30 protein-coding genes are annotated in these 25,822 nt (G+C 71.6%); 15 read left to right on the forward strand and 15 right to left on the reverse strand.

Annotated elements, in window-relative coordinates; all coding sequences use genetic code 11:
• Nucleotide 1: 1 nt before the first annotated feature.
• From AC3WRM_RS04920 to AC3WRM_RS04940, 5 genes are all read right to left on the reverse strand, one after another.
• Nucleotides 2–340, reverse strand: coding sequence for a DUF3817 domain-containing protein (locus AC3WRM_RS04920; protein ID WP_492247355.1), 339 nt, complete (start codon nucleotides 338–340; stop codon nucleotides 2–4).
• Nucleotides 337–1,155, reverse strand: a complete 819-nt coding sequence (locus tag AC3WRM_RS04925) for an SURF1 family protein (RefSeq protein ID WP_492247354.1) — start codon at nucleotides 1,153–1,155, stop codon at nucleotides 337–339. Before AC3WRM_RS04925 ends, AC3WRM_RS04920 begins: the two co-directional genes overlap by 4 nt.
• A gap of 2 nt (nucleotides 1,156–1,157) precedes the next feature.
• On the reverse strand, nucleotides 1,158–2,432 hold the full coding sequence (gene glyA / locus AC3WRM_RS04930) for a serine hydroxymethyltransferase (RefSeq protein WP_492247353.1): 1,275 nt from the start codon (nucleotides 2,430–2,432) through the stop codon (nucleotides 1,158–1,160).
• Nucleotides 2,433–2,542: 110 nt separating this feature from the next.
• Entirely contained in the window at nucleotides 2,543–3,193 is a 651-nt protein-coding gene (locus AC3WRM_RS04935) for a response regulator (RefSeq protein WP_492247352.1), read from the reverse strand.
• 29 nt (nucleotides 3,194–3,222) lie between these two features.
• The gene (locus tag AC3WRM_RS04940; protein ID WP_492247351.1) at nucleotides 3,223–4,845 is read right to left on the reverse strand and encodes a GAF domain-containing sensor histidine kinase; all 1,623 of its coding nucleotides are present in this window, start codon (nucleotides 4,843–4,845) and stop codon (nucleotides 3,223–3,225) included.
• A 241-nt stretch (nucleotides 4,846–5,086) separates the two neighbouring features.
• On the opposite strand from AC3WRM_RS04940, the gene AC3WRM_RS04945 reads away from it, so the two are divergent.
• From AC3WRM_RS04945 to AC3WRM_RS04975, 7 genes are all read left to right on the forward strand, one after another.
• Nucleotides 5,087–6,670, forward strand: coding sequence for an ABC transporter substrate-binding protein (locus AC3WRM_RS04945; protein WP_492247350.1), 1,584 nt, complete (start codon nucleotides 5,087–5,089; stop codon nucleotides 6,668–6,670).
• Between the two features lie 84 nt (nucleotides 6,671–6,754).
• The gene (locus AC3WRM_RS04950) at nucleotides 6,755–7,849 is read left to right on the forward strand and encodes an ABC transporter permease (RefSeq protein WP_492247349.1); all 1,095 of its coding nucleotides are present in this window, start codon (nucleotides 6,755–6,757) and stop codon (nucleotides 7,847–7,849) included.
• Nucleotides 7,849–10,530 carry a dipeptide ABC transporter ATP-binding protein gene (locus AC3WRM_RS04955; protein WP_492247348.1) on the forward strand — a complete coding sequence of 894 codons (2,682 nt, stop codon included), beginning with the start codon at nucleotides 7,849–7,851 and terminating at the stop codon, nucleotides 10,528–10,530. The genes AC3WRM_RS04950 and AC3WRM_RS04955 overlap by 1 nt, the downstream gene beginning before the upstream one ends.
• A 239-nt stretch (nucleotides 10,531–10,769) precedes the next feature.
• Nucleotides 10,770–11,630: an oxygenase MpaB family protein gene (locus AC3WRM_RS04960; protein WP_492247347.1), complete on the forward strand. Its 861-nt coding sequence runs from the start codon at nucleotides 10,770–10,772 to the stop codon at nucleotides 11,628–11,630.
• Between the two features lie 96 nt (nucleotides 11,631–11,726).
• On the forward strand, nucleotides 11,727–12,140 hold the full coding sequence (locus AC3WRM_RS04965) for a hypothetical protein (protein ID WP_492247346.1): 414 nt from the start codon (nucleotides 11,727–11,729) through the stop codon (nucleotides 12,138–12,140).
• A complete protein-coding gene (locus AC3WRM_RS04970; RefSeq protein WP_492247345.1) occupies nucleotides 12,137–12,526 on the forward strand; it encodes a phage holin family protein in 390 nt (129 codons plus the stop codon). The genes AC3WRM_RS04965 and AC3WRM_RS04970 overlap by 4 nt, the downstream gene beginning before the upstream one ends.
• On the forward strand, nucleotides 12,523–12,726 hold the full coding sequence (locus AC3WRM_RS04975) for a DUF3618 domain-containing protein (RefSeq protein ID WP_253022277.1): 204 nt from the start codon (nucleotides 12,523–12,525) through the stop codon (nucleotides 12,724–12,726). Before AC3WRM_RS04970 ends, AC3WRM_RS04975 begins: the two co-directional genes overlap by 4 nt.
• 3 nt (nucleotides 12,727–12,729) lie before the next feature.
• On the opposite strand, the gene AC3WRM_RS04980 is transcribed toward AC3WRM_RS04975, so the two are convergent.
• Complete coding sequence (locus tag AC3WRM_RS04980; RefSeq protein WP_492247344.1) at nucleotides 12,730–13,221, reverse strand: FBP domain-containing protein; 492 nt, start codon at nucleotides 13,219–13,221, stop codon at nucleotides 12,730–12,732.
• A gap of 88 nt (nucleotides 13,222–13,309) precedes the next feature.
• On the opposite strand from AC3WRM_RS04980, the gene AC3WRM_RS04985 reads away from it, so the two are divergent.
• A complete protein-coding gene (locus tag AC3WRM_RS04985) occupies nucleotides 13,310–13,894 on the forward strand; it encodes a TetR-like C-terminal domain-containing protein (protein ID WP_492247343.1) in 585 nt (194 codons plus the stop codon).
• Nucleotides 13,895–13,912: 18 nt separating this feature from the next.
• Here AC3WRM_RS04985 and AC3WRM_RS04990 read toward each other — a convergent pair whose 3' ends face one another.
• Entirely contained in the window at nucleotides 13,913–14,551 is a 639-nt protein-coding gene (locus tag AC3WRM_RS04990; protein WP_492247342.1) for an MBL fold metallo-hydrolase, read from the reverse strand.
• Complete coding sequence (locus AC3WRM_RS04995) at nucleotides 14,551–15,639, reverse strand: S-(hydroxymethyl)mycothiol dehydrogenase (protein ID WP_492247341.1); 1,089 nt, start codon at nucleotides 15,637–15,639, stop codon at nucleotides 14,551–14,553. Before AC3WRM_RS04995 ends, AC3WRM_RS04990 begins: the two co-directional genes overlap by 1 nt.
• A gap of 266 nt (nucleotides 15,640–15,905) precedes the next feature.
• Here AC3WRM_RS04995 and AC3WRM_RS05000 point away from each other — a divergent pair, with 266 nt between their 5' ends.
• The 4 genes from AC3WRM_RS05000 (at nucleotide 15,906) to AC3WRM_RS05015 (ending at nucleotide 18,537) form a co-directional block, all read left to right on the forward strand.
• Nucleotides 15,906–16,370, forward strand: coding sequence for a PGPGW domain-containing protein (locus AC3WRM_RS05000; protein WP_492247340.1), 465 nt, complete (start codon nucleotides 15,906–15,908; stop codon nucleotides 16,368–16,370).
• A gap of 221 nt (nucleotides 16,371–16,591) precedes the next feature.
• A complete protein-coding gene (locus tag AC3WRM_RS05005; protein WP_492247339.1) occupies nucleotides 16,592–16,933 on the forward strand; it encodes a hypothetical protein in 342 nt (113 codons plus the stop codon).
• Nucleotides 16,934–16,962: 29 nt separating this feature from the next.
• Nucleotides 16,963–17,982 (forward strand): LGFP repeat-containing protein, encoded by a 1,020-nt coding sequence (locus tag AC3WRM_RS05010; RefSeq protein ID WP_492247338.1) that lies wholly within the window; start codon nucleotides 16,963–16,965, stop codon nucleotides 17,980–17,982.
• Nucleotides 17,983–18,060: 78 nt separating this feature from the next.
• Nucleotides 18,061–18,537 (forward strand): bleomycin resistance protein, encoded by a 477-nt coding sequence (locus tag AC3WRM_RS05015; protein ID WP_492247337.1) that lies wholly within the window; start codon nucleotides 18,061–18,063, stop codon nucleotides 18,535–18,537.
• A gap of 510 nt (nucleotides 18,538–19,047) precedes the next feature.
• On the opposite strand, the gene AC3WRM_RS05020 is transcribed toward AC3WRM_RS05015, so the two are convergent.
• From AC3WRM_RS05020 to AC3WRM_RS05030, 3 genes are all read right to left on the reverse strand, one after another.
• Nucleotides 19,048–19,236: a hypothetical protein gene (locus AC3WRM_RS05020; protein WP_492247336.1), complete on the reverse strand. Its 189-nt coding sequence runs from the start codon at nucleotides 19,234–19,236 to the stop codon at nucleotides 19,048–19,050.
• Between the two features lie 211 nt (nucleotides 19,237–19,447).
• Nucleotides 19,448–19,792 carry a GNAT family N-acetyltransferase gene (locus AC3WRM_RS05025; RefSeq protein WP_492247335.1) on the reverse strand — a complete coding sequence of 115 codons (345 nt, stop codon included), beginning with the start codon at nucleotides 19,790–19,792 and terminating at the stop codon, nucleotides 19,448–19,450.
• 26 nt (nucleotides 19,793–19,818) lie between these two features.
• The gene (locus AC3WRM_RS05030) at nucleotides 19,819–20,808 is read right to left on the reverse strand and encodes a pirin family protein (RefSeq protein ID WP_492247334.1); all 990 of its coding nucleotides are present in this window, start codon (nucleotides 20,806–20,808) and stop codon (nucleotides 19,819–19,821) included.
• A gap of 82 nt (nucleotides 20,809–20,890) precedes the next feature.
• Here AC3WRM_RS05030 and AC3WRM_RS05035 point away from each other — a divergent pair, with 82 nt between their 5' ends.
• On the forward strand, nucleotides 20,891–21,712 hold the full coding sequence (locus AC3WRM_RS05035) for a DUF3152 domain-containing protein (protein WP_492247333.1): 822 nt from the start codon (nucleotides 20,891–20,893) through the stop codon (nucleotides 21,710–21,712).
• A 196-nt stretch (nucleotides 21,713–21,908) separates the two neighbouring features.
• Here AC3WRM_RS05035 and AC3WRM_RS05040 read toward each other — a convergent pair whose 3' ends face one another.
• The 3 genes from AC3WRM_RS05040 to AC3WRM_RS05050 form a co-directional block, all read right to left on the reverse strand.
• A complete protein-coding gene (locus AC3WRM_RS05040; protein ID WP_492247332.1) occupies nucleotides 21,909–22,823 on the reverse strand; it encodes a cation diffusion facilitator family transporter in 915 nt (304 codons plus the stop codon).
• A complete protein-coding gene (locus AC3WRM_RS05045) occupies nucleotides 22,823–23,218 on the reverse strand; it encodes an ArsR/SmtB family transcription factor (protein ID WP_492247331.1) in 396 nt (131 codons plus the stop codon). The genes AC3WRM_RS05040 and AC3WRM_RS05045 overlap by 1 nt, the downstream gene beginning before the upstream one ends.
• 63 nt (nucleotides 23,219–23,281) lie before the next feature.
• Nucleotides 23,282–24,235, reverse strand: a complete 954-nt coding sequence (locus AC3WRM_RS05050) for an oxidoreductase (protein WP_492247330.1) — start codon at nucleotides 24,233–24,235, stop codon at nucleotides 23,282–23,284.
• 63 nt (nucleotides 24,236–24,298) lie between these two features.
• Between AC3WRM_RS05050 and AC3WRM_RS05055 the strand changes: the two genes are divergently transcribed.
• Both AC3WRM_RS05055 and AC3WRM_RS05060 read left to right on the forward strand, forming a co-directional pair.
• Nucleotides 24,299–24,733 (forward strand): MerR family transcriptional regulator, encoded by a 435-nt coding sequence (locus AC3WRM_RS05055; protein ID WP_492247329.1) that lies wholly within the window; start codon nucleotides 24,299–24,301, stop codon nucleotides 24,731–24,733.
• 114 nt (nucleotides 24,734–24,847) lie between these two features.
• On the forward strand, nucleotides 24,848–25,405 hold the full coding sequence (locus AC3WRM_RS05060; protein WP_492247328.1) for a copper resistance CopC family protein: 558 nt from the start codon (nucleotides 24,848–24,850) through the stop codon (nucleotides 25,403–25,405).
• Between the two features lie 9 nt (nucleotides 25,406–25,414).
• Here AC3WRM_RS05060 and AC3WRM_RS05065 read toward each other — a convergent pair whose 3' ends face one another.
• Nucleotides 25,415–25,717: a hypothetical protein gene (locus AC3WRM_RS05065; RefSeq protein ID WP_492247327.1), complete on the reverse strand. Its 303-nt coding sequence runs from the start codon at nucleotides 25,715–25,717 to the stop codon at nucleotides 25,415–25,417.
• Nucleotides 25,718–25,822 lie beyond the last annotated feature (105 nt).

Consider the following 25,822-nt stretch of genomic DNA (forward strand, 5'->3'; position numbering starts at 1 on the left):
CTCAGCGGGTCGCGTCGAGGCCGTCGTGCTCGGCGCGCAGCACCCGCGTGGTGCGGCGCTCCGCCCAGAAGCTGACGAACGGGATGGTGGCGAGCAGCATCGTCGTGATCGTGAACGTCGGCGACCAGCGGTGCCGGCTCGCGAGGATCGCGATCAGCACGAGCAGCGCCATGAACAGGAAGCCGTGCACCTGGTCGATGACGAGGAAGACGTCCTGGTGACGGTTCCACCAGGAGCCCTCGTCGGTGAAGATCTTGCCGAAGAAGCCGGCGAACACGACGAGCAGGTTCACGCCCACGACCCAGGCGAGCACCCGGTAGGCGACAGCGATGCGACTCACGGGGTCAGGCTATCGACGGGGTGGTCGTCGTCCCGACGCGCCGTCGTGTGGCGTTCTCGCGCCTCGTCGACCTGGTCGCGGCACATCCGCCACCAGAGCGCGACCGCGAACACCGCGAAGACCCACCACTGGAGCGCGTAGGCGAGGTTCTTGAGTCCCACCGTCCACGACACGTCGGGGTCGGGCGGGTCGACGGGCGCGCCGAAGCCGGGGGGCGCGTCGCCCGATCCCGCCAGCTCGGTCCACTCCTGCACGAGCCCGTACCCGGACCACAGCCGGTAGGGCAGCTCGTTGACCAGCGACGGCGTCGTGATCGAGGTCGTCACGCGGTCGGCGTCGAGCGGGAGCCCGCCGCCCTGGCTCGGCTGCAGCACCACGCCGAGGCTCACGTCGCCGGTCGGCACCGGCGGCAGCTCGCCGGGGGCGTCGGTCGAGCCGCGGACCACGAGCAGGGCGCCGTCCGACCCGTGGACCAGGAACGGCGCCACGAGCCAGGTGCGACCGCCGCTGATCTCGCCGCGGACCCACACCTGCTGGTCGGCGGGGGCGAACCGCCCCTGCACCGTGACGCGGCGGTCCTGCAGGTCGGCCGCGAACGGACGCCCGAGACCCCAGACCTGCGTGATGGGCGCCGGGGGTGCGGCCGCCGACTCACGCACGGCGTCGCCCTGGCGCGACTCGTAGGCACCGAGCTGCCAGAACCCGCCCGCCACGCACAGCACCACGGCGACGACGGCGAACAGGTGCAGCGGCGTGAGCCGCAGCCACAGCCGCGCCGTCGACGGCGCGGTCCCGTGGTCCGCGGCAGGTCCCACGGTCAGGCGGTGAACGGCGTGAGGTGGGGGTACAGCGGGAAGCGCTCGGCCAGCGTCGTGACCCGCTTGCGCAGGCCCTCGACGTCGAGGTCGCCCGGCGTGAGCGTCTCGGCGATGACGTCGGCGACCTCGCGGAACTCCTCGGCGCCGAAGCCGCGGGTGGCGAGCGCGGGGGTGCCGATGCGCAGGCCCGACGTGACCATGGGCGGACGCGGGTCGTTCGGGACCGCGTTGCGGTTGACCGTGATGCCGACCTCGTGGAGGCGGTCCTCGGCCTGCTGGCCGTCGAGCTCGCTGTCGCGCAGGTCGACGAGCACGAGGTGCACGTCGGTGCCGCCGGACAGCACCTGGATGCCGGCCTGGCGGGCGTCGTCGGCGAGGAGTCGCTCGGCGAGGATCTGCGCGCCCTCGATGGTGCGCTGCTGACGGTCCTTGAACTCCGGCTCGAGCGCCATCTTGAACGCGACGGCCTTGGCCGCGATGACGTGCTCGAGCGGACCGCCCTGCTGGCCCGGGAACACGGCGGACTGCAGCTTCTTGACCATCTCGGGGTCGTTGGACAGGATCACGCCGCCGCGGGGACCACCGAGCGTCTTGTGCGTCGTGCTGGAGACGACGTGGGCGTGCGGCAGCGGCGACGGGTGCAGGCCCGCGGCCACGAGACCGGCGAAGTGCGCCATGTCGACCCACAGGTAGGCGCCGACCTCGTCGGCGATCGCGCGGAAGGCGGCGAAGTCGAGCTGGCGCGGGTACGCGGACCAGCCGGCGATGATGACCTTGGGGCTGTGCTCACGGGCGAGCGTGCGCACCTCCTCCATGTCGACCAGGCCGGAGTCGTCGACGTGGTAGGGGACCACGTTGTAGAGGCGCCCGGAGAAGTTGATCTTCATGCCGTGCGTGAGGTGCCCGCCGTTGGCGAGGTCGAGACCCATGATGGTGTCGTCCTTGCGCGCGATGGCGTGCAGGACCGCGGCGTTGGCGCTGGCGCCCGAGTGCGGCTGGACGTTCGCGTAGTCGGCGTCGAACAGCTGCTTCAGCCGGTCGATCGCGATCTGCTCGACCTCGTCGACGACCTCGCAGCCGCCGTAGTAGCGCTTGCCCGGGTAGCCCTCGGCGTACTTGTTGGTGAGGACGCTGCCCTGCGCCTCCAGCGCGGCGACCGGCGCGAAGTTCTCCGACGCGATCATCTCGAGCGTCGTCTGCTGACGGGCGAGCTCGGCGTCGAGCAGACGTGCGACGTCGGGGTCGAACGAGGCGAGCGACTGGTTGTGGTCCATGGCTACCAGGGTAGTCCGCCGTCCCCTCCCCGCGTCCTGTTGGGTTGACGACGGTTTCTGGGGGAGAGATCGTCGCCAACCCCACGAAACGGGGAGAGGGCGGACGAGGGTCAGGCGTCGCCGGCGAGCCCGTGCTTCTCGGCAAGGACCGCGGCCTGGGTGCGACGCTGGAGGCCGAGCTTGGAGAGCAGCTGGGAGACGTAGTTCTTGACCGTCTTCTCCGCGAGGTACATCTCGGCGGCGATCTGACGGTTGGTCATGCCCTGGCCGATGAGCGAGAGGATCTTGCGCTCCTGCGGGGTCAGCTCGGCGAGCGGGTCCTTCGGGGCCGGCGCGTTGCGGATGCGCTCCAGCACCTGGGCCGTGACGGCGGGGTCGAGCAGCGAGCCGCCGCCCGCGACCTGGCGCACGGCCTGGACGAGGTCGTTGCCGCGGATCTGCTTGAGCGCGTAGCCGGCGGCACCGGCCATGATCGCCGAGAACAGGGCCTCGTCGTCGTCGAAGGACGTCAGGATGATGACGTTGACCTCGGGGTGCTCGGCGCGCACGTCGCGGCACACCTCGATGCCGGAGCCGTCGGGCAGGCGCGCGTCGAGGACGGCGACGTCGGGGAGCAGGCGGGGGATCGACGCGAGCGCGTCGGCGGCCGTGCCGGCCTCGCCCACGACCGTCAGACCCTCCTGGGCCTCGAGGAGGTCGCGGATGCCACGGCGGACGATCTCGTGGTCGTCGAGCAGGAAGATCCGGATCGGCTCGGACATGACAGGTTCACTACCTTCCGTCGCGGACGTCACGACATCTCCTGGGGGACGCTCCAGCGTATCTGCAGACCGCCGTGCGAGGGCTCGGAGAACTCGCAGGTGCCGCCGAGGTTCTGGGCGCGGTGGCGCATGTTGCGCAGACCGTTGCCGAAGGGCTGCTCGGGGTCGAGGCCGAGGCCGTCGTCGGTGACGGTGAGCACGATGCCGTCGGTGACGTCGAGGTCGATGGTCACCTCGCCGGCGTGGGAGTGCCGGACGATGTTCGACAGCATCTCCTTGAGCACGGCGGTGAGCTGCTCGCCCACGATGTCGGGCACGACGCTCTCGACGGGTCCGTGCGTGTCGACGACCGGGCGGTAGCCGAGCATCCGCTCCGCCTCGCCGACGATCGCGTCGATCTCGAGCCGCAGGTTGGCGGGCACCGAAGGCGAGCTGAGGTCGAAGATCGTGCGCCGGATCTCCTTGATGGTCTGGTCGAGACCGTCGACGGCGTCGGACAGCCGCTCACCGACCGCCGGCGTCACCGAGGAGGAGATGCTGTCGAGGGACAGGCCGATCGCGAACAGCCGCTGGATGACGAGGTCGTGCAGGTCGCGACCGATCCGCTCGCGGTCCTCGAGGATCGCGAGCTTGGCCTGCGACTCGCGCGCGCGGACGACCTGCATGACGAGGGCGGCCTGCTGGGTGAAGCCGTAGGGCAGCTCGGGGTCCAGGGTCCAGGACGACGGCGGCTGACCGGCGAACCAGCCCATGACGATCACGGCGGTGCCGTCGTCGAAGTGCAGGGGGTGCGCCTGGACGGCCTGCAGGCCGGGGAACGCCGCCAGCGTCTCGTCGTCGATGCGGGTGTCGTCGAGGACGTCGTCGAGGACGACCGGTGCGTGGGTGCGGACGACCTCGCGCAGGAAGGGGATGTCGACGTGGTGCCCGCTCGGGTCGGGCTCGATGCCGGTGGACGCGGCCACGACGAACAGGTGCTCCTCGCTCGGCACGACGAGCGCGGCGGCGCCGGCCTCGGAGACCTCGCAGATCCGGTCGACGATGAGCTGGCTGGCCGCCTGGCGCGAGATGGGCCGCAGCAGGGCGTTGGCCACCTCCGTGGTGGCCCTCAGCCAGCGACGCTGCCGCTCGCTCTCCTCGTAGAGGCGCACGTTCTCGACGACGACGCCGGCGGCCGCCGCGATGGTGACCGCGACCTCCTGGTCCTCCGCCGTGAAGCCGCCGCCGCCGATCTTGTCGGTGAGGTAGAGGTTGCCGAAGACGGTGTCGTGCACCCGGATGGGCACGCCGAGGAACGACGTCATCGCCGGGTGGAGGCGGGGGAAGCCGATGCTGTCGGCGTGGTCGCCGAGCTGGTCGAGCCGCAGCGGCTCGGGGTGGTCGATCAGGAGGCCCAGCAGTCCCTTGCCCTCCGGCAGCCGGCCGATGAGGTCCTGGTGCTCCTGGTCCAGGCCGTGCACGGCGAAGGTGCCCATGCGGTGCGACGACGGCGAGTCGAGCACGCCGAGGAAGCCGTAGGTGGCGCCGACCAGCTCGCTCGCGGAGTCGACGATGCGCTGCAGCACGTTGTCGAAGGACAGGTCCTGGGACAGCCCGACCACCGCGTCGAGCAGGTGGCTCTGACGCTCGGCCCCGACTCCGGACTCACGCATGGACGACTCCCTCCGGAGCGAGGATAGGTGCGGGGCCGGCTCCGTGGGGCGAGTTGGCGAGAACCGGATGGACACGAGAGACACGAGTCACGACGGCGCGGACCATGACGCCGAACCGCGCGGTCGTCACCGAAACGCAACCTGCGCGGGGGTTCTCGTCACCCTCGGACGCGACTAGCGTGCCAGCACACGACGCCCGGGCCCTCGACGGCCCGGTCACACCTGCTCAGGAAGGCAGCGCATGCACATCCATCGGGGGGCGGCCGCCGTGGCTGCCACGACTCTCGCCGGCCTGGCGCTCGCGGCCTGCGGCGCCGGGAACACCGGCGACGCGGACGCCGGCATCCTCGTCGGCACGACCGACAAGGTCGTGTCGATCGACCCGGCCGGCTCCTACGACAACGGCTCCACGCAGGTCCAGACGCAGGCGTACCAGTACCTGATGAACTTCCCCGCGGGGAGCACGGACCTGACGCCCGACGCCGCGGAATCCTGCGACTTCGAGACGCCGACCGAGTACGTCTGCACCGTCAAGGACGGCCTGACGTTCGCGAACGGCAACGAGCTGACCGCGTCCGACGTCGCGTTCTCCTTCCAGCGGATCGTCGACATCAACGACCCCAACGGGCCGGCCTCGCTGCTCGGCGCCATGAAGAAGGTCGAGGCCCGCGACGACTCGACCGTCGTGTTCACCCTCGCCGCGCCGAACGACGTCACGTTCCCGCAGGTGCTGGCGACGTCGGCGGGCCCGATCGTCGACGAGGAGACCTACCCGGCCGACAAGGTGCTCGACGACGCGGCGGCCGTGAAGGCCCAGGGCTTCTCCGGTCCGTACACGATCGGCAGCTACAAGAAGAACGAGCTGGCCGAGTTCACCCGGAACAAGAACTACGACGGCGCGTTCGGCACGCCGAAGAACGACGCCGTCACGCTGACCTACTACGCCGACGCCAACAACCTGAAGCTCGACGTCCAGAACGGCAAGATCGACGTCGCGTGGCGCTCGCTGACCCCGACCGACATCGCCAGCCTGGAGAAGGCCGACGGCGTCACCGTCCACCAGGGCGACGGCGGCGAGCTGCGCTACATCGTCTTCAACCTCAAGACCATGCCCGGTGACGACGACGCCCAGAAGACGGCGATCCGTCAGGCCGTCGCGAGCTCGATCGACCGCGACGAGCTGGCCGAGCAGGTCTACAAGGGCACCTACACGCCGGCCTACTCGGCGGTGCCGGAGGGCCAGACGGCGGCGACCGAGCCGTTCAAGGAGCTCTACGGCGAGAAGCCCGACGTCGACAAGGCGAAGGCGTTCCTCGACGAGGCGGGCGTGGCCACCCCGGTCGAGCTGAACCTGCAGTACAACCCGGACCACTACGGCTCGAACTCCGACCAGGAGTACGCGATGGTCAAGCGTCAGCTCGAGGCGACGAAGCTGTTCACGGTGAACCTGCAGTCGACGGAGTGGACGACGTACTCCGAGGAGCGGGTCAAGGACGCCTACCCGATGTACCAGCTCGGCTGGTTCCCGGACTTCCCGGACCCGGACAACTACCTGACGCCGTTCTTCGCGCCGAACAACTTCCTCCAGTCGCACTACGAGGACAAGACGACGACGAAGCTGCTCGACACCGAGCGCACCCAGTCCGACGCCGCGGCGCGGGCGAAGACGCTCGGCGAGGTGCAGGAGCGGGTGGCGCAGCAGGTGCCGATCCTGCCGCTGCTCACCGGCTCGCAGGTGGCGGTCTCCGGGGACGACGTCGAGGGCGTGGACGACACGCTCGACGCCTCGTTCAAGTTCCGCTTCTCGTCCCTGTCGAAGGGCTGACGCAGGAGGAGGGGGTGGGTCCGGCGGACCCACCCCCTCTCGCGTGCCCGCCCGTCCGACCTCCCTCCACTCCTGAGGAGCTCCATGTCTTCCGCCGAGGTGCTCGCTGCCGGCGAGCCGCCCACTCCCGTCCCGGCCGCGCCGTCGGGCTCGCGCCGGGGCCTGCCGCCGCTCGCGCGCTACCTGCTCGTCCGGCTGGCGCTCGTCGTCCCGATGATCTGGGTGCTCGTCACCCTCGTGTTCGTGCTGCTGCGGGTGATCGGCGACCCGATCACGGCCGCGCAGGGCGGACGCCTGACGCCCGAGCAGATCGCCGAGCGCAAGGCCGAGGCCGGGCTCGACCGACCGCTCCTGGTGCAGTACTGGGAGTACCTCTCAGGTCTGCTGCACGGCGACTTCGGTCGGTCCCTGACCGACAACCAGCCGATCTCGGAGGTGCTGCGCGTCAACGGGGCGGCCACCCTGGAGCTGTCGTTCTACGCGCTGGTCGTGGCGTTCGTCGTCGGCGTGCCGCTGGGTCGGCTGGCCGCGCGCTACCGCGACCGGCTGCCCGACGTGGCCCTGCGGCTGTTCGCGATCGTCGCGTACGCCGCGCCGGTGTTCTTCGTGGGTCTGCTGCTGAAGCTGGCGTTCACGCCGTTCGGCTGGCCGTCGTCGGGGCGGGCGTCGACCTCGACGCTCCTGACGCTCGAGCAGGTCCATCCGCGCACCAACATCCTGCTCGTCGACGCGATCCTGTGGGGCGACCCGCGCTACGTGCTGGAGGTGCTGCAGTACGCGCTGCTGCCCGCTCTCGCCCTGGGCCTGCTGACCGGTGGCGTGTTCCTGCGCCTCGTGCGCATCAACCTGCTGCAGACGATGCGCGCCGAGTACGTGACGGCGGCGCGGGCCCGCGGCATGGCCGAGGGTCGCGTGGTCCGCAAGGTCGCGTTCCGCAACGCCCTCGTGCCCGTCGTGACGGTGATGGGCATGCAGGTCGCGATGCTCCTGGCCGGCGCGGTGCTGACGGAGACGACGTTCGAGTGGAAGGGCATCGGCTACGCCCTCGCGGAGTACCTGAAGGCCCGCGACTTCCTGGCCGTGCAGGGCATCGTCACGGTGATCGCGCTCGTGGTGTGCGTGGCGAGCTTCGTGATCGACGTCATCGTCGCGCTCGTCGACCCGAGGGTGAGGTTCTGATGGCGCGCGCAGGGGTGCAGCGTCTGGTGCCCGGGGTCGTGCGGCAGAGCCACGGGCTGCAGCGGTTCATGCTGCTGCTGGGCTTCGGCCTGGTGCTGCTGTTCGTCGTCGTCGCGGTCCTCGCGCCGTGGATCGCCCCGTACGGCTTCGACGCCGACCGCACGAGCGACGGCGTCGTGTTCGGCGCGCAGCAGCCGCCGTCCGCGGCGCACTGGTTCGGCACGACCGTCGGCGGGACCGACGTGTTCTCGCGCGTCGTGTACGGCACGCGGACGGCGATGATCGTCATCGCGCTGGCCGTGGTGCTCTCGAGCGTGGTTGGCGTGCCGCTGGGCCTCGTGTCGGGGTACGTCGGCGGCGCGCTGGACCGCGTGCTGGTGCTGGTCATGGACGCGCTGTACGCGTTCCCGTCGCTGCTGCTGGCGATCGTCGTCTCGATCGTGCTGTCGGGCGGGTCGAGCGGGGCCTTCGGCGGCATCATGTCGGCGGCGCTGTCGATCACCGTGATCTTCGTGCCGCAGTACTTCCGGGTCATCCGCAACGCGACGCTGTCGGTGAAGACCGAGCCCTATGTCGATGCAGCGCGGGTGGTCGGGGTGCGGACCCCGCGCATCATGTTCCGGCACGTGTTCAGCAACGTGGCCCAGAACCTGCCGATCATCGGCACGCTCAACGCGTCCGAGGCGATCCTGACGCTCGCGGGCCTGGGCTTCCTCGGCTTCGGCATCGAGCCGACGGCGGCGGCGGAGTGGGGCTACGACCTGAACAAGGCGCTGCCGGACGCGACGAACGGGATCTGGTGGACCGGCGTGTTCCCGGGCCTGGCGATCGTGCTGGTCGTGCTCGGCGTGACGCTCGTGGGCGAGAGCCTGAACGACGTGCTCAACCCGTTGCTGCGCACGCGCGCCGGTGACGGGACCGAGAGCGAGATCCAGCTCGACGACGACGCGGCCGCGACGGTCGCCGAGGACGTGCCGACCGACGTGCGACGCGCCGCGGTGCTGTCGTTGTCGGACCTCTCGGTGTCGTTCAGCACCGACGCGGGCCGGGTGCGTGCCGTGCGCGACCTGTCGTTCGACGTCGCGCCGGGCGAGGTGCTCGCCGTGGTCGGCGAGTCGGGCTCGGGCAAGTCGGTGACGGCTCGCGCCGTGCTCGGGCTGCTGCCCTCGACCGCGTCGGTTGAGGGGTCGGCGGTGCTGCGGTCGGGCGAGGGGCGGCAGACCGGCCCGGCGGGGGTGCCGGGCGACGGGCGGCGAAGCAGCACAGACCGCGAGCTCGTCGGTGCGAGTGCGCGGACCCTGCGGGGCGTGCGCGGCGACGAGGTGTCGATGGTCTTCCAAGAGCCGTCGACGGCGCTCGACCCGGTGCGCACGGTGGGCTGGCAGATCGTGCAGGGCATCCGCGCGCACCGGTCGGTGAGCGCGAAGGAGGCGCGGGCCCGTGCGGTGGAGCTGCTGGAGCTCGTCGGGCTGCCCGACCCGGAGCAGCGGGTGGACTACTACCCGCACCAGCTGTCGGGCGGGCAGAAGCAGCGGGTGGTGATCGCGATGGCGATCGCCTGCGACCCGGACGTGATCGTGGCCGACGAGCCGACGACGGCGCTCGACGTGACGGTGCAGGCGCAGATCCTCGACCTGCTGCTGAGCCTGCGGGACCGGCTGGGGACGGCGATCGTGCTGATCACCCACAACATGGGCGTGGTGGCCGACGTGGCCGACCGGGTGGTCGTCATGTACCGCGGCCGCCTGGTGGAGACGGCACCGGTGGACCGGCTGTTCGCCGAGCCGCGGCACCCGTACACGCGGGCGCTGCTCGACGCGGTGCCCCACCTCGGCCGCGAGGACGGTCCGGAGCCGGTCGACCCGTCGAGCGAGGTGGTGCTCGACGTCGACGACCTCGTGGTGGAGTTCGCCGGGCGGCTCGGGCAGCCGGCGTTCACGGCGGTCGACCACGTGTCGCTGCAGGTGCGTCGCGGCGAGGTGCTCGGCCTGGTCGGGGAGTCGGGGTCGGGCAAGTCGACGATCGGTCGCACGGCCGTGGGGCTGCAGCAGCCGACGAGCGGCACGGTCTCGGTGTCGGGCACGGTGGTGTCGGGGTTGTCGGACGCGCGGCTGCGTCCGTTGCGCTCGCGCTTCGGCTTCGTGTTCCAGGACCCGGCGTCGTCGCTGAACCCGCGGATGAGCATCGGCGACTGCATCGCCGAGCCGCTGCGGGTGCAGACGGACCTGTCGGCGGCGCAGGTGGACGCGAAGGTGGCGTCGCTGCTGGAGTCGGTGCAGCTGCCGGCGTCGTACGCGGCGCGCTTCGGTCATGAGCTGTCCGGCGGCCAGCGGCAGCGGGTCAGCCTGGCCCGTGCGATCGCGCTCGACCCGGACCTGCTCATCGCGGACGAGCCGACGTCGGCGCTCGACGTCTCGGTGCAGGCGACGGTGCTCGAGCTGTTCGCGGAGCTGCAGCAGCGGGTCGGGTTCGCGTGCCTGTTCATCAGCCACGACCTCGCCGTCGTCGACTCGCTCGCGAACCGGGTGGCCGTGCTGCAGCACGGTCGGCTCGTGGAGGAGGGCCCGCGCGAGGACGTCCTGCGGCGCCCGCAGGAGGCGTACACGCAGCGCCTGATCGCCGCCGTCCCCGTGCCCGACCCGGCCGAGCAGCGCCGCCGGCGCGCCACCCCGACGCCCTGACCCTGTGGGAGATTCCCAGGTCGACCTGGGAATCTCCCACAGGCACGGTTTCCCGCGGTTCGCCCGGAACGCTTTCCGGGCCTATCGAAGATTCCCGTGCACAGCTGACCTGCAGGGAGATTCCCAGGTCGACCTGGGAATCTCTCACCGCGCACGGTTTCCTGCGGTTAGCCTGGGGAGCTTTCCGGGCGGACGAGAGATTCCCGTGCGAACTTCGTCAGCTCGGCGAGACTGGGGGCATGGACCTCGACGTGCGCGACCGGCTGGGGCGGATGATCTTCGCCCGGGTGGCGGGTGACGAGGGACCGCAGCGGCGGGAGCGGATCATGTTCGCCCCCGGGCCCCGACGTTTCGGGCCCGACTCGGCGATCGCGAGGGTGCACGGCGACGCGTCGATGTTCGTCGGCGGCATCCGCGCGCTGCTGCTGCAGTCGCTGCACCCGCTGGCGATGGCCGCGGTGGACCAGAACTCGGGCTTCCGCGGCGACCCGTGGGGCCGGCTCCAGCGCACGAGCGGCTTCCTCGCCTTGACGACGTTCGGCACCGACGCCGACGCCGCGCGCGCCATCCGGGGCGTGCGGGCCGTGCACGAGACGATCACCGGGGTCGCGCCGGACGGCCGCCCCTACCGGGCGTCGGACCCGCACCTGCTGCGGTGGGTGCACGTGGCCGAGGTCGACAGCTTCCTGCGGGCGCACGACCGGTACGGCCGTCGTCCGCTGGACGACGCCGGCCGCGACGCCTACCTGGCGGAGGCGGCCGTCGTCGCGCGTGAGCTCGGCGCCAGCGACGTGCCCACGACGGTCGCGGAGCTCGACGCGGCGATCGCGGCCTTCCGTCCCGAGCTCGCGAGCACGGCGGCCGCACGGCGCACGGCGCGCTACCTGCTGGTGCACCCTCCCGTGCCGCTCGCCGTCCGCGTCCCGTACGGCGTGCTCGCGGCGGCAGCCGTCGGGCTCATGCCGCGCTGGACGCGGTGGCCGCTGCGTCTGCCCTACCTGCCGGCGGCAGAGGCGAGCGCCGTCCGGATCGGCGGCGAGGTGGTCACGCGGTCGATCCGGTGGGCCATGACACCGCCGGGACGCCCGCCGGCCGCGTGATCCCTGCCTGCGGTTGCGGGACGCGGCGACTCCCGGGATGCTGTGGACCTCTGTGTGTTCCACCATGGTGGAGTCGTCTGCGAAGGGGAACCTGACGTGAACAAGCTGTTCATCGCGGCTGCTGGAGTGGCCGGCTACGTGCTGGGCACGCGCGCCGGCCGCGAGCGCTACGACCAGATCCGCACCCAGACCCAGAAGGTCTGGAACTCACCGACCGTCCAAAGCGGTGTCGACCACGCGGCCGACGCCGCCAAGAGCGCCGCGAGCGCGGCCGGCTCGGCCGCCGCTGACGCGGCCTCGTCCGCCGCCAGCGCCGCGGGCTCCAAGGTGGCCGACGTCGTCAAGGGTCACGGCTCCGACGACGCACGCGTCTCGACCGACCCCGCCGACGCGTCCTACGACGTCGACGCCGCGCTCGCCGAGGCCGACACCGAGGTCACCTCGGCACGACCGGCGAACAACCCGCCGACGGCCGCCGACCTCGCCGAGCCGCGCACGAGGCGCCCGTGACCTCCCCCTCGGACGAGTCGACCGGGCGGCTCATCGCGCAGGCCACCGAGGACATCTCGACGCTGATCCGTGCCGAGATGCAGCTCGCGAAGGACGACCTCGCCCAGGCCGGCAAGCGCGTCGGCGCCGGCGCGGGACTGTTCGGCGCCGCGGGCGTGATCGCCCTGTACGGGCTGGGCGTGCTGATCAGCGCGGCCGTGCTCGGACTGGCGAACGTCACCGACCCGTGGCTGGCCGCGCTCATCGTGGCCGTCGTGCTGTTCGCGGTCGCCGGGGTCGCCGCCCTCGTGGGCAAGCGGAACGTCACGAAGGTGACCCAGGCGCCGGCCGCCCGGGTCGAGAGCGTGCAGGCCGACGTGGCCGCCGCGAAGGGAGAGCACCCATGAGCGACCGCGCCCGCCTCGAGGCCGAGATCGACGCGACCCGGGAGCACCTCGCCGAGACGGTCGACGCCCTCGGCGACAAGCTCGACGTGAAGGGACGGGCCCAGGAGGCCGTCGCCGAGGCCGACAAGGGTCGCATCGCGATCCTCGCCGGAGCCGCCGTGGCAGCCGTCGTGGGCATCGTGCTGCTGCGTCGCGGCTGAACCTCAGGCAGCCCGCACCCGGTCGACGAACTCCAGCACGCGACGACGCAGGTCGTCGACGCGCAGGTCGGGCGCGCCGGTCACCGACTTCTCGTGCGCCTTGAGCGGTCGGCGCACCCGCATCCAGCAGGCGAGGTCGCCGCAGACGTACTGGCCGACCGTGTCCCCGGCGCGACCGCGGGGCCCGGCGCGTCGCGCCACCACGAGCCGGGCGGTCGACGTGCCGTCGTCGGTGCGGCACCAGTCGCACAGCGTGGTGCGCGCCGGTCCCGTCGAGTCGGCCAGCCGCAGCTCCACGCCGACCGGCTCGTCGACGATCTCCTCCCCGAGCACCACGTAGGCCCGCAGCGGCGCCTTCGGGTCGATCCAGCCGAGGTAGTCGCGCTCGTCGAGACGGTCCGGCGGCCACGGGGCGGGCAACGTCATCGTCGCGACCTTGCTCCGCGAGCTGTTGACGATGCTGGCGCGCACCTGGCGCGGGTCGAGCGGCTGCACGGTCACTCCTTCATCAGGGGAAGAATGCTCTTCCTAACACACTTAGGCATTGACCTTACCCCAGAAGTCATGCTGCTACGATCGCGGCGTGCCCCGAGCCGGACTCTCGACCCGCGCCGTCCTGGCGGCCGCCGCCGACCTTGCCGACCGTGACGGTCTCGACGCGGTGACGCCCTCGGCCGTCGCGCGCTCCGTCGGGGTGCGGACGCCCAGCCTCTACGCCCACGTCGCGGGTGCCGAGGCACTGCTCGACGGGGTCACCACCTTGGCGCTGGAGGAGCTGGCCGACCGCGGCGCCGAGGCCCTCGCGGGCCGGTCCGGCCACGACGCCCTCGTCGCGCTCGCGGACGCCTACCGGACGTACGCGCTGCAGCACCCCGGCCGGTACGCGGCGAGCCGGCGCCGGGTCGGGCCCGACACGCCTGCCGTGGAGGCCGGGAGGCGGCACAGCGCGCTGCTCGCGGCCGTGCTCCGGGGGTATCCCGTCCCGGAGGAGGAGCGTGTGCACGCGACGCGGCTCGTCGGCGCGGCCGTGCACGGCTTCGTCAGCCTGCAGGCCTCGGGTGCCTTCGACCACAGCGACCCCGCAGCCGAGACCAGCTGGCACCGGGTGGTCGATGCCGTCGACGTGGCCCTCCGTGACTGGCCGGGAGCGCGCACCCTCGACCGCTGAGAGCCGGGCAGGACGTGCCTAGTGCCCCCGGTCGATCCACTCCTGCAGATGGGGAGCCTCGTCGCCGATGCGCGTGTCGTCGCCGTGGCCGGTGTGCACGACCGTGTCGTCGGGCAGCGTCAGCAGGTGGTCGCGGATGGAGTCGACGATCGTCTCGAAGCTGGAGTAGCTGCGCCCGGTCGCGCCCGGACCGCCCTGGAACAGGGTGTCGCCGCTGAACAGCACGCCGAGGTCCTCGGCGTAGAGGCACGTGCTGCCCGGGGAGTGGCCCGGTGTCGCGATGGCCCGCAGCGTGGTGCCGGCCACCGAGAAGGTGGTGCCGTCGACGAGGTCGTGGTCGGGCGTGCTCTCCTGTCCGTGCTCGGCCTCCCAGAGCATGGTGTCCGCGGGCGGGAACCAGATCGGCGCACCGGTCAGCTCGCGCAGCCGCACCGAGGCGTTGAGGTGGTCGTTGTGACCGTGCGTGAGCACGATGGCCAGCACCGTGCGTCCGTCGATCGCCGCGGCGATCGCGTCGGCGTCGTGCGGGGCGTCGACCACCACGACCTCGCTGTCGTCACCGACGAGCCACACGTTGTTGTCGACGTCCCAGCTGCCGCCGTCGAGCTCGAACTGCCCCGACGTGACGACCTTCTGCACCCGCGCTGCCGGGGCCATCAGAGCACCACCACCGAGCGCAGGACGTCGCCGTCGTGCATCTTGTCGAACGCCGCCTCGACGTCGTTGATCCCGATGCGCTCGGTGACGAACGCGTCGAGGTCGAGCCGACCCTGTCGGTAGAGGTCGACCAGCATCGGGAAGTCCCGGCTCGGCAGGCAGTCGCCGTACCAGCTGGACTTGAGGGACCCGCCGCGACCGAACACGTCGATGAGCGGCACCTCGGGGATCTTCATGTCGGGGGTGGGCACGCCGACGAGGACCACGGTGCCGGCGAGGTCGCGGGCGTAGAACGCCTGCTCCCACGTCTCGGGACGGCCGACCGCCTCGATGACGACGTCGGCGCCGAAGGTGTCGGTGAGCTCCTGGATGGTCTCGACGACGTCGTCCTTCGACGCGTCCACGACGTGCGTGGCGCCCAGGGCCCTGGCCTGCTCGAGCTTGCGCGGGTCGAGGTCGACGGCGATGATCTTCGCCGCGCCGGCGAGCCGGGCTCCGGCCACCGCGGCGATGCCGACGCCGCCGCAGCCGATGACCGCGACCGAGTCACCGCGACCCACGCCGCCGGTGTTGATGGCGGCGCCGATGCCGGCCATCACGCCGCAGCCGAGAAGACCGACCGCGGCCGGGTCCGCCTCGGGGTCGACCTTGGTGCACTGCCCGGCGGCGACGAGGGTCTTCTCGGCGAAGGCGCCGATGCCGAGCGCGGGGGAGAGCTCCGTGCCGTCGACCAGCGTCATCTTCTGCTCGGCGTTGAAGGTGGCGAAGCAGTACTGCGGGCGTCCGCGCCGGCACGCGCGACAGTCGCCGCACACGGCACGCCAGTTCAGGACGACGAAGTCGCCCGGTGCCACTTCGGTGACGCCCTCGCCCACGGACTCCACGACGCCGGCCGCCTCGTGGCCGAGCAGGAACGGGAACTCGTCGTTGATGCCGCCCTCGCGGTAGTGGAGGTCGGTGTGGCAGACGCCGCAGGCCTGGACCGCGACCACCGCCTCCCCGGGGCCCGGGTCGGGGACGACGATGTCCTCGACGGTGACGGGCGCACCCTTGCTGCGGGCGACGACGGCCTTGACGGTCTGCGGCATGCGGTCCTCCTGGTGCTGACGTGCGGACACCACGACGCTATCGGGTCGTGCGGACACCTGCTCGGGGTGCGGACGGGTGCCGCCGGACCTACCGTTCAGGCACCGACGCGACCCGCGCGTCCGGCGAAGGGTCCCACCATGCGCATCCTCCTGATCATCCTCGTCATCCTGGCGATCATCTACGTCGCGCAGCTGGTCCTGAAGAAGCGTTGACCGCTGTTTCCCCTCGCTCGGTAGGCTCTGGCGACCGACGACGAGAGGACGACATGGGCGTCATCCACCACGGCAAGACCATCGCGCTGGAGATCCTCGGCTGGCTCATGGTCCTGCTCGGCATCGCCGCCATCTTCCTGCCCGGGCCTGGCCTGCTTCTGCTGTTCGGCGGGCTCGCCCTGCTGTCCCAGCGCTATGACTGGGCACGGCGTCGCGTGGAGCCGGTCAAGGACGCTGCCCTGCGCACGGCCGCCCAGGGCGTGCAGACGTGGCCGCGCATCCTCGCCTCGCTGGCCGGCGTCGTCTGGCTGGTCGGCCTCGGCGTGGTGTGGGGCCTGCAGCCGCCCGCGCCCGACTGGTGGCCGCTGCGCGACTCGTGGTGGCTGCTCGGCGGCTGGGGCACGGGGGCGACGCTCATCGTGTCGGGGCTGATCGCGCTGGCGACCATCGTCTACAGCTTCCGCCGCTTCCGCGGCCGCTCGATGGACGACGTCCGACGCGAGATCGCCGAGACCTGAGAACGCTCGGGCCGAAAGACTGTTCAGAGAAACCTCGTCCAGGCGCACGGTCTCACCCGTCGCCTCGACCCGTGGTCCGCCGCCGAGCCTGGGTCCTGAGCCACACGGGGTGGCCCGGTCTGGGGTGTTCGACCTCATCCGACATGGAAATCGGGAGTGACCGTTGACAGTGGGCGGTCCCAGGCGGAGCGTCGACAGCATCATTGATCGAGGGGGATCTCATGAAGCGACGCATCACGGGCAAGACACTCGGACTCGGACTGTCGGCCGCGACGCTCACCGCGAGCCTGGCGCTGGCCGTCTCGGCGCCGTCGACGGCTGCACCGGTCCACGAGTCTCGAGCGGCATCGCCGGCCGCGACTGCCGACCTGCACAAGGTGCACGTCAACTCCACGGGTTCGACGAGGCTGTTCGCCACACCCAACGGTGAGGCGTACTACGGCTGGTTGGCTCCGTGCACGAACTTCTACCGCGACACGATCGTGAACGGGCGCTACCACTCGCCGGACCTCGGCGGGTACGTCTCGACCGACAAGGCGGGCCCCGGATGGTGCGGGGACTGACGGGCATGTCGAGACTCGGGGGAATCACCGTGCTGAGCCAGTCCATTTCGATGCGGCGGCCGGGCCTGCGCCTGCTGGCGACCAGTCTGACGGGCGTCGTCGCGCTTCTGGTCGGGCTCGTGGGGGCCGCGCCGGCGGCGCAGGCCGACGGAACGTACTGCGGGTACCCGGTGCTCGGAGCGATCGAGGCGAAGTACCGGGCGATGGCTCCGAATCCGAATCGCGCGTGGGAGAGCAAGCTCGGCTGCCCGCAGTCCGGCGAGAAACGCACGCCGGATGGCCGCGGACGTTTCACCACCTTCGCCGGCGGCACGATCTACTGGACCTCCGCAACCGGTGCCCACGCCGTGTGGGGTGAGATCGGCAAGAAGTGGGGACAGCTGGGCTGGGAGCGCGGCGCGCTGGGGTATCCGAAGGCCGATGAGTTCACCAACCCCGACGGCGTCGGCAAACGGCAGGAGTACGAGGGCGGCACCCTCTACTGGAATCCCGACGCGGGGGCCTTCGCCGTCTGGGGCCGGATCGGAGAGCTCTGGGGTCAGTTCGGTTACGAGGGTGGCTCGTTCGGCTATCCCACGAGCGATGAGTTCTCCATCTCCGGTGGCGGGAAGACACAGGCGTACCAGAACGCCACCCTCGCGTGGTATCCCGGCACGGGCGACGAGAACAAGCCTGGCTGCACGAGCGAGTGCGTCGTCTACCGGGCGTCGTGCTCAGGCCCATGGGCCGAGGAGGTCGAGGTCTTCCGCAATCTCACGAACGGTCGCCAGTCGGTCTCGATCCGTCCCACAGCGGCCGCGTACACCGACGCTCAGGACGACGAGCCGAGGTTCTGGAACGAGATCTGGAGCTGCGTCCCCTACCCGAAGGGGCTGAGTGACGACCAGGGAGAGTCGCTGTACAAGCAGATGGCGTGCCACGACCGGTTCGCTGACGTCACGGGCCATGGTGGCGACACCTGGGATCTGGAGGCGTGGCGCTCCAACCAGCCCTGGAGCTACGTCACCAACCCGATCTACCTGCCGTTCCACGAGTGCAACTGGGACTGAACACCAGCGGTCCCGTGGAGACGGTGCCGTCCCGTCTCACTCTGGCTGCGCTCCTCGATCGTCTGCGAGGATCGACGCGTGAGCAGCGCGACCCCCGACCCCGCCCTGGTGCCTGAGCTGCTGGTCAGCGATGTCACGAGAAGCATCGACTTCTGGTGCGGACTCTGCGGGTTTCAGATCGCCTATCAACGCCCTGAGGAGGGCTTCGCTTACATCACGCTGGGGTTGGCTCACCTCATGCTCGAGCAGCAAGGCAGGGGCCGAAACTGGATCACCGCACCCTTGGAACCACCTCGTGGGCGAGGAATCAACTTCCAGATCAGCGTCCGGAACCTCACCCCCATCCTCACCGCCCTGCGCGGCGCCGATGCCGCGATCGTCATGCAACCTGAGACGACGTGGTACCGCATCGACGAACACACCGAAGCGGGCGTTCGACAGTTCCTCGTCACCGACCCTGACGGTTACCTCATCCGGTTCCAGTCCTCGATCAGCCACCGACCGACCGCTCGCCCGGAGACACCCGGTCGCCATCGGTCGAGTCGATCCTCCTGACGCGGTCGTATGGTCCTCCCTCGACCCTCGACCCTCGACCGGTGATCCACCTGCCGACGTGGGGCCGGTCGACCATCACGACGGTTCACTGCCGCAGCGGTCTCGTACGGCGGTACGAGACCGGACACGATCCCGTGCCAGAAGTCGTCCGTGCGTAGGTGCACGCCCAGGCTCCACCCCGAGGCGAGGCCGTGTGCGACGGAGGTCTTCCCCCCGGTGAGCGGCCGGCCGTTCCGCCGCTGCGCTCAGGGCGTTGAGCGGACAGACCGTGACGGCAGCTCGATCACGTCGCCGGAGCCAGCAGTCTTCGAGTGCCTCATCGGCATCGGCCTGACGGGCGTCTGGCGCTTCTTCCGTGCGGCCCTGCCGTACGTGGAAGAGAGCAGGGGTCACCTGCTCGCGGCGTCCTCCATGGCGGCTTTCGTCCACTGCCCCTCGGTGGTCGCCCACGCCTCCTCACCAGGACGCCGACGCCGACGCGGCGAACCCGTCGTGGTCCGGCCGCATCCCCTACGACGAGGAGGCCTCTGCCTCCGCTCTCCGGCGTCGTCGGACGAACAAGATCAGGAAGTAGACGGTCAGGGTTCCCGTCAAGATGTAGGCGCCGCTCGCGACGTCACGGCTGGCGAAGAGGCTGAGACACAGGCAGGTGACCGCGGCGACGGCGAGGACGCCGACGTGGTCGTCCAAGCTCTTCATGCCCCGGGGCCTTCCACTCTGCGGGCGGGTCGGGTCGCACCCGCGCGAACGATGATGTCCTGAGCCTAGGGCGCGGCCAACGTGCTCCGTCTCCAGAGGAGTGGCTTTGCGTAGGAGGCGGCCAGCGCCTCCGTGCGTCCGCGCTACGACGTCTCGTGGAGGTCGTGCCCGAGCTCGCGCGGGGGGCGCTGAGCCGGTCGGACCGGCGCGGTCAGGCGGGCCAGTCGACGAGGTCGTCGAACCGGCCCTCGTGCTTGCGGAGCCAGCTCGCGACGTACGGGCAGTGCGGCACGATCCGCAGCCCCGACGCGCGGACGTCGTCGAGGGCGTAGGCGACGAGCACCGACGCGAGCCCGCGTCCGCCGTAGGCCTCGTCGACCTCGGTGTGCAGGAAGTCGCGCTGCGCGCCGGCCCCGTGACCCTCGAGGTCGCGGTAGTCGGCGTGGCCGATGACGGTGCCGTCGTCGAGGAGCTCGTAGCGGTGCTGCTCCGGGGCGTGACGCACGACGACGACGCGTCCCTCGTCGTCCCGGTGCTCGGTGGGGGGCAGGCTCATCGGGGTTCCTCTCGTCGGGCTCGCGGTCAGCCGCGAGGTCGGATGCGGGCGTTCGGCAGCGCAGGTGCCGGCAGCGGGGCCTCGGGATCGCCCACGGGCAGGCCGAACGGACCGTCCGAGGCGTCGCCGGCCTGCTTGCCCTCGATCTCGGCCTGCCAGGCGGCGCGGTACTCGACGACGTCGTCGTGGCTGCGACCGACGAAGTTCCACCACATGACGATCTGCTCGCCGAAGGGCGGTCCGCCGATGAGCAGCACCCGGCTGTCCTGCGTCGCCCTCAGGGTGATGCGGTCGCGGCCCGGCGGCAGGTAGCCGAGCTCGTCCTTCGCGACGGGGTCGGCGTCGGCCAGCACCGCACCCGTGTCGACGAGGACGCCGTGCTCGAAGGTCGGGTCGACGTCGAGCTCGAGGACGGTGCCGCGGTCGAGCCGCAGCTCCGCGCCGAGCAGCGGCGTGTGGGTGACGACGGGCGAGGTCGAGCCCAGCAGGCTGCCGAGGAACACCTGCGCCGCCCACCGTCCCTGGTCGGTGCCGCCGTCGACGGTCGGCGGGGCGTAGTGCTCGAAGGTCTTGTCGACGAACCGCGCGTGCTGCGGCAACGCCACCCAGAGCTGCGCGCCGTGCAGCACCGTGGTGTCGGCGGTGGACCGCTCGGAGTGGCTGATCCCGCGCCCCGACGTCATGAGGTTGAGCTCGCCGGGCCGCACGTCGGCGTGGAAGCCGGCGCTGTCGCGGTGCTCGACGGTGCCCGAGAACAGCCAGCTGACCGTCTGCAGTCCCGTGTGCGGGTGCGGGGGGACGTCCATGCCGCCGGTCTCGGACACGTCGTCGGGACCGTAGTGGTCGAGGAAGCACCACGCGCCGACGAGCGACCGCTCGCGCTGGGGGAGCGTGCGGCGCACCGTCATCGCCCGTGGCCCGCCGAGCGGCACGTCACGCGGCGTGAGGACCTGCAGACCGGCCGGTGCCTCGGCGCCGCACACCATCTCGTCGGGCGAGGTCTCGGTGTTGCTCATGGTCGTCCGGCCCTCCTGCTGCGGTGGCTGGCCGCCTCGCGGCAGCCGACGCGGCCAGCGTATCCCCGCGTAGGCTGGACGGGTGACGCAGAGCGAGCCCGGACCCCCGCGTCGCCCCGGCCCCGACGTCGCCGGACGGCACCGGGTCTCCCGTGCCCGCACGGTCCGCCGCGGGCGTGCCGCTGCGCTCGCCGGCTCCCTGCTCGTGACGCTCGTCGTGGTGGTCCTGTCGGCCGTCCGTCCGTCGCCCCAGGAGCGGGTGGCCACGGAGGACACCGCCACGACCTGGGGCGCCGAGGCCGCGCTGCCCACCGTCACGCCGTCCGCGTCGGCGTCGCCCCGCTCGCCGAGGCCCGCCCGCACGGCGGACGAGGTCGAGCCCACGACCTTCCCGCAGGCGGGAGCCGGCACCTTCCGCACGGCCCCCGTCGTCGACGTGGCCGGGTCGGGCGGCGGGCGCGACCGCACCTACACGGTCGAGGTCGAGAAGGGCCTGCTGCAGGACCGTGAGACGTTCGCCCGCGACGTCGCCCGCGTGCTGGGTCACGAGCGCGGCTGGCGGACCGACGGCTGGTCGTTCACGCAGGTGGCACGCGACCCCGACGTGCGCGTGATGCTCGCGAGCCCCGACACGGTCGACCGCCTGTGCGCGCCCCTGCTCACGCGCGGCGAGGTGTCGTGCCGCAGCGGCGACCGCGTCGTGCTGAACGTCAAGCGGTGGGTGCGCGGCGTGACGTACTACGGCGACGACCTGTCGGGCTACCGCACCTACCTGGTCAACCACGAGGTCGGGCACGCGCTCGGCAAGTACCACGTCGGGTGCCCGGCACCGGGCGCGAAGGCTCCGGTGATGCTGCAGCAGAGCAAGGGCCTGCAGGGGTGCGTCAAGAACCCCTGGCCCTGACCACGACACCGGGCCCGGCGGAAGGCGCCGGGCCCGATGGGCGTCGGGCGGTGCGGTTGGGAGTCTCGTCCACGATCCCGGAGGCGAGACCACACCGCCCGACCTCACGACCGTCGCACGCCGCGGCGCGACGGCCGACCCGACCGGCAGCGACCTCGGTACTCCCGGACGTTGTTTCCGTAGGACGCCGGCACCGTCACCAGTCGACGCTGTGGCACTCCGGCGCGCGGCAGCCCTCCACCTGGAGGGTGGCGTGCTCGACGTGGTGCCGATCGCGCAGCACCGCGCGGGCGTCGGCGAGCACGCGGTCGAGAGCGGCGGGGCCGGTGCTCGCGCCGGCGGCCACGAGGTGCGCCGTCGCGACGTTCATGCCCGACGTGAGCACCCAGACGTGAAGGTCGTGCACGTCGTCGACACCGTCGACGGCGCGCAGGTCGGCGACGACGGCGTCAACGTCCATGCCCTCCGGCACGTGCTGCCCGAGGACCGCGAGCACCTGGCGGGCGAGCACCACGGCGCGGACAGCGACGAACACGCCGATCGCCAGCGCCACGACGGTGTCCCACCACGCCGAGCCGGTGGTGGCGACCAGCACGCCGGCGACGATGACGCCGACCGATCCCGCGGCGTCGGCCACGACCTCGAGGTAGGCGCCGCGCACGACCAGCGACTCACCCGCCCCTGCGTTCAGCAGCACGAGCGAGACGACGTTGACGAGGAGCCCGAGGACGCCGACGACGATCATCGGACCGGTCTGCACCTCCACCTGCGAGCCGATCCGCGACACGGCCTCCACGACGACGTAGACCGAGACGCCGAGCATCACCAGCACGGCGAACCCGGAGGCGAAGACCTCCGCCCGGTAGGAGCCGAACGTGCGTCGTCCCGAGCGGTCGGTGCGGGTCGCGATCCGGGTGGCGGCGAGCGCGGCGCCGAGCGTCACGACGTCGGCGGCCATGTGGCCCGCGTCCGAGAGGAGGGCGAGCGACGACGCGAGCAGGCCGTACACCAGCTCGACGACGAAGAACGCGGCGACGAGCACGAAGACCACCGCGAGGCGTCCGCGGTGCCGCTGGCTGGCCGGTCCGCCGTGCCCGTGCCCGTGGCCCATCAGCCGACCTCCTCCGGTGCGGCGAGCCCGACCAGGCGGGCTCCGGTGGCGAGCAGCTCGTCCGTCGCCTCGGGGTGGGCGAGCCGGTAGTACGAGGAGCGGCCCTCGTGCCGGACGTCGAGCAGGCCGCAGTCGCGCAGGCAGGCGACGTGCGCGGAGACGGTCGACTGGGCCAGCCCGAGGTGCGCGGTGAGGTCGACCACCCGGTGCTCGCCGAGCTGCAGGTGGCGCAGGATGCGCAGCCGGCCGGGATCGGCCAGGCCGTGGAACAGCCGGGCGGCCACGACCGTGCCGTCGGCCCCGGTGAGCTCGACGTGGCGGTGACCCTCGTGCCCGCGCGACGCGTCGTGCGCCCGGGCCCGGTGGCCGTCGCCGCTGTGGTGATTGATCGTCATTCGCCGATGATAACGCCGATGGGCGCTGCTGGCGACCCCGTCGAGGGGGAGCGCGGAGGACGGCTACCGGGTGAGGCGGGCCGACACCTCCCAGAGTCGTTCTGCGCTGGCAGGGTCGACGGCGTACTCCCGGACGCCGCCGTCGTGCATGGACCCGTCCGGGCTGGCAGGGAGTGCGATGTCGCAGTCCTCGCAGTACACCCCTCCACGGTCCTCCAGGAGGGGCAACGTAGCCGCCCACAGCCCGGTCGCCGCGCCCTGGCTGGGTGTCTTGAGTCCAGGGGCGATGACGTTCCCCGCGATGTCGGTCCACCCCAGAGCGACACCTTCGGCAGCGCTGACGTCGCGCTGGAGCTCGGTGAAGATGCTGCCCGGGTGCAGGGAGAACGCGCGCACGCCTCGGCCGCTCGCGATGGCGTCGAGGTGCCGGGCGAAGAGCACGTTGGCGGTCTTGGACTGCCCGTAGGCCAGCCACTTGTCGTACCCGCCGTCGAAGTTCAGGTCGTCCCACCGGATGTCGGACAGGTGGTGCCCCGCGGAGGAGTAGGACACCACGCGCGCGCCGTTCGCCCTGGACAGCAGCGGGAGCAGCAGGTCGACGAGGAGGAAGTGGCCGAGATGGTTGGTCGCGAACTGACTCTCCCACCCCGGGCCGACGCGCCGCTCCGGTGACGCCATCACCCCGGCAGCGGCGACCAGGACGTCCAGACGCGCGACGGATCCGACGAGCTGCGTGCACGCCGCGCGCACGCTCGCCAGGTCTGCCAGGTCCATCGGGAGCACGGTGACGCCCTCGAGCCCGTGCAGCCGTTCGCGTGCGAGCTCCGGACGACGCGCCGGCACCCACACTCGTGCCCCGGCCCTCGCCAGCGCCCGGGTGGTCTCGAGCCCCAGGCCCGAGTACCCGCCCGTGACCAGCGCCGTCCTGCCATGGAGGTCCACGCCGTCCATCACGTCCTCAGCCGTGGACGCCGCGCCGAATCCTGAGTGGAGAGGTCTCTGCAGATCAGTGGTCATGACGCGAGACTAGGATCTAGAGCGGACTCTAGATCAAGGACTGATGTCGTCGACGGGAGCACCATGGCGCAGCAGCACGACACGTTCACGATCGGTGAGGTCGCCGCTCGCACGGGGCTCAGCGTCCACGCGTTGCGCTACTACGAGCGGCAGGACCTGCTGGTCGGTCCCGTGGGGCGCACCTCCGGAGGCCGCCGCGCGTACACCGCCGTGGACGTCGAGTGGCTCCACCACTGCGTCAAGCTCCGTGAGTCCGGGATGCCGCTCGCAGACCTCACCCGGCTCGCGGCACTGGTCAGGCGTGGGCCCGGCAACGAGGGCGAGCGGCTCGAGATCCTCGAAGAGCATCTCCGCCGCGTCAAGGCCCAGATCAGGGCGCTCGAGGACTCCCGTGCACTGATCGAGTGGAAGGTCGACGTCTACAGCGACCAGCTCAGGGCCGGCTCCGCGGTCGGCCTGTGGGATCCGACCCGGGGCGACGACGGCCCGCCGGACTGAGGCGAGGGAGAGGCCGTCGACGACGACCGCGCCTCCGGTCGGCCTCTAGCGGGCGGCTACTACGATGCGTCGTAGCCGTCGACCGCATCCTGCGGTCGCCCCAGGAGGTCACCCGTGCGCTCGTTCGTCCTCGGTCTCGTCGCGACCGTCGCCCTGCTCGCCGCCCCGTCGCCCGCCCTGGCCCACGCGTCGGTCGAGTCGTCGGACCCGCAGGACGGTGCCGCGCTCACGGCCTTGCCCGAGACGGTGTCGATCACGCTCAGCGAGGACGTGGGCAGCGGCGCCGCGCTGCGCGTGCTGAGCTCGTCGGGCACCCGTCTCGACGACGGCGACGTGACGGTGGCCGGACGTCGCGTGCTCGTCGGGGTCCGCCCGGGGGAGGCCGCGGCCGGCTCCTACCGGGTGGTCTACCGCGTCGTGTCGGCCGACGGGCACGCGGTCAGCGGCGAGATCCCCTTCACCGTCAAGCCGTCGAGCGACGGCGCGGGCACCTCGGGCACCAGCTCGACGCCGGGCTCCCAGGACGACGTCACCGTGACCGACGTGGAGGACGACCCGTCGCAGAAGTGGGCACCGCTGTGGGTGATGGGCTTCCTCGTCATCTCCTCCGGGCTGCTGATCTACATCGTCAAGGCCGGGCTCACGTCGTCCGCCAAGGAGGACGAGGACTGACCCGCCCGCTCAGGCACCCAGCACCAGGGCGAGAGCCAGCGCCGCGAGCAGGGAGTCGACGCGGTCGAGGAGCTCGCGGCGGTCCACGTACTTGTCGAGGGAGTAGCGACCGACCCACGGCGGGGTCAGGCTGACGAACCCTGCGGGGCCCTCCTCGTCGGCCGCGACGAGGTAGACGTTGCTGTCGTCGAGCGCGTCGCGCAGGACCCCCTCGGGCTGCACCGGGTGCTGACCCAGCTCCTCCGCGTACACGCGGTGCCGCAGCTCGTGCGCCCACGCGAGATCGTGCGGCGTGGCGTGACGTACCTGCATGCTCGGCCTCCCCTGGTCGACGCCGCCCGCCCTAGTTGTACTTGGCAGGCACGTTGGTGACACGGGGTTGTGAAAGGGGAGGACCTCCCGGCTTAGTGGAGATGT

The sequence above is a fragment of the Aeromicrobium sp. EU05-FHT14F07 genome (assembly GCF_058790455.1).

What these genes read in the sequence shown, in the direction of transcription:
- AC3WRM_RS04995 (WP_492247341.1), bottom strand. Translation starts at nt 15,639, where the DNA reads ATGCCGCAGACCGTCAAGGCCGTCGTCGCCCGCAGCAAGGGTGCGCCC.
- AC3WRM_RS05065 (WP_492247327.1), bottom strand. Translation starts at nt 25,717, where the DNA reads ATGCAGGTACGTCACGCCACGCCGCACGATCTCGCGTGGGCGCACGAG.
- AC3WRM_RS05030 (WP_492247334.1), bottom strand. Translation starts at nt 20,808, where the DNA reads ATGAGCAACACCGAGACCTCGCCCGACGAGATGGTGTGCGGCGCCGAG.
- AC3WRM_RS04960 (WP_492247347.1), top strand. Translation starts at nt 10,770, where the DNA reads ATGGACCTCGACGTGCGCGACCGGCTGGGGCGGATGATCTTCGCCCGG.
- AC3WRM_RS04955 (WP_492247348.1), top strand. Translation starts at nt 7,849, where the DNA reads ATGGCGCGCGCAGGGGTGCAGCGTCTGGTGCCCGGGGTCGTGCGGCAG.
- AC3WRM_RS05055 (WP_492247329.1), top strand. Translation starts at nt 24,299, where the DNA reads ATGGCGCAGCAGCACGACACGTTCACGATCGGTGAGGTCGCCGCTCGC.
- AC3WRM_RS04945 (WP_492247350.1), top strand. Translation starts at nt 5,087, where the DNA reads ATGCACATCCATCGGGGGGCGGCCGCCGTGGCTGCCACGACTCTCGCC.
- AC3WRM_RS05020 (WP_492247336.1), bottom strand. Translation starts at nt 19,236, where the DNA reads ATGAAGAGCTTGGACGACCACGTCGGCGTCCTCGCCGTCGCCGCGGTC.
- AC3WRM_RS04940 (WP_492247351.1), bottom strand. Translation starts at nt 4,845, where the DNA reads ATGCGTGAGTCCGGAGTCGGGGCCGAGCGTCAGAGCCACCTGCTCGAC.
- AC3WRM_RS05005 (WP_492247339.1), top strand. Translation starts at nt 16,592, where the DNA reads ATGAAGCGACGCATCACGGGCAAGACACTCGGACTCGGACTGTCGGCC.
- AC3WRM_RS05045 (WP_492247331.1), bottom strand. Translation starts at nt 23,218, where the DNA reads ATGACGATCAATCACCACAGCGGCGACGGCCACCGGGCCCGGGCGCAC.
- AC3WRM_RS05025 (WP_492247335.1), bottom strand. Translation starts at nt 19,792, where the DNA reads ATGAGCCTGCCCCCCACCGAGCACCGGGACGACGAGGGACGCGTCGTC.
- AC3WRM_RS04990 (WP_492247342.1), bottom strand. Translation starts at nt 14,551, where the DNA reads ATGGCCCCGGCAGCGCGGGTGCAGAAGGTCGTCACGTCGGGGCAGTTC.
- AC3WRM_RS04935 (WP_492247352.1), bottom strand. Translation starts at nt 3,193, where the DNA reads ATGTCCGAGCCGATCCGGATCTTCCTGCTCGACGACCACGAGATCGTC.
- AC3WRM_RS04950 (WP_492247349.1), top strand. Translation starts at nt 6,755, where the DNA reads ATGTCTTCCGCCGAGGTGCTCGCTGCCGGCGAGCCGCCCACTCCCGTC.
- glyA (WP_492247353.1), bottom strand. Translation starts at nt 2,432, where the DNA reads ATGGACCACAACCAGTCGCTCGCCTCGTTCGACCCCGACGTCGCACGT.
- AC3WRM_RS05000 (WP_492247340.1), top strand. Translation starts at nt 15,906, where the DNA reads ATGGGCGTCATCCACCACGGCAAGACCATCGCGCTGGAGATCCTCGGC.
- AC3WRM_RS05040 (WP_492247332.1), bottom strand. Translation starts at nt 22,823, where the DNA reads ATGGGCCACGGGCACGGGCACGGCGGACCGGCCAGCCAGCGGCACCGC.
- AC3WRM_RS05050 (WP_492247330.1), bottom strand. Translation starts at nt 24,235, where the DNA reads ATGACCACTGATCTGCAGAGACCTCTCCACTCAGGATTCGGCGCGGCG.
- AC3WRM_RS04975 (WP_253022277.1), top strand. Translation starts at nt 12,523, where the DNA reads ATGAGCGACCGCGCCCGCCTCGAGGCCGAGATCGACGCGACCCGGGAG.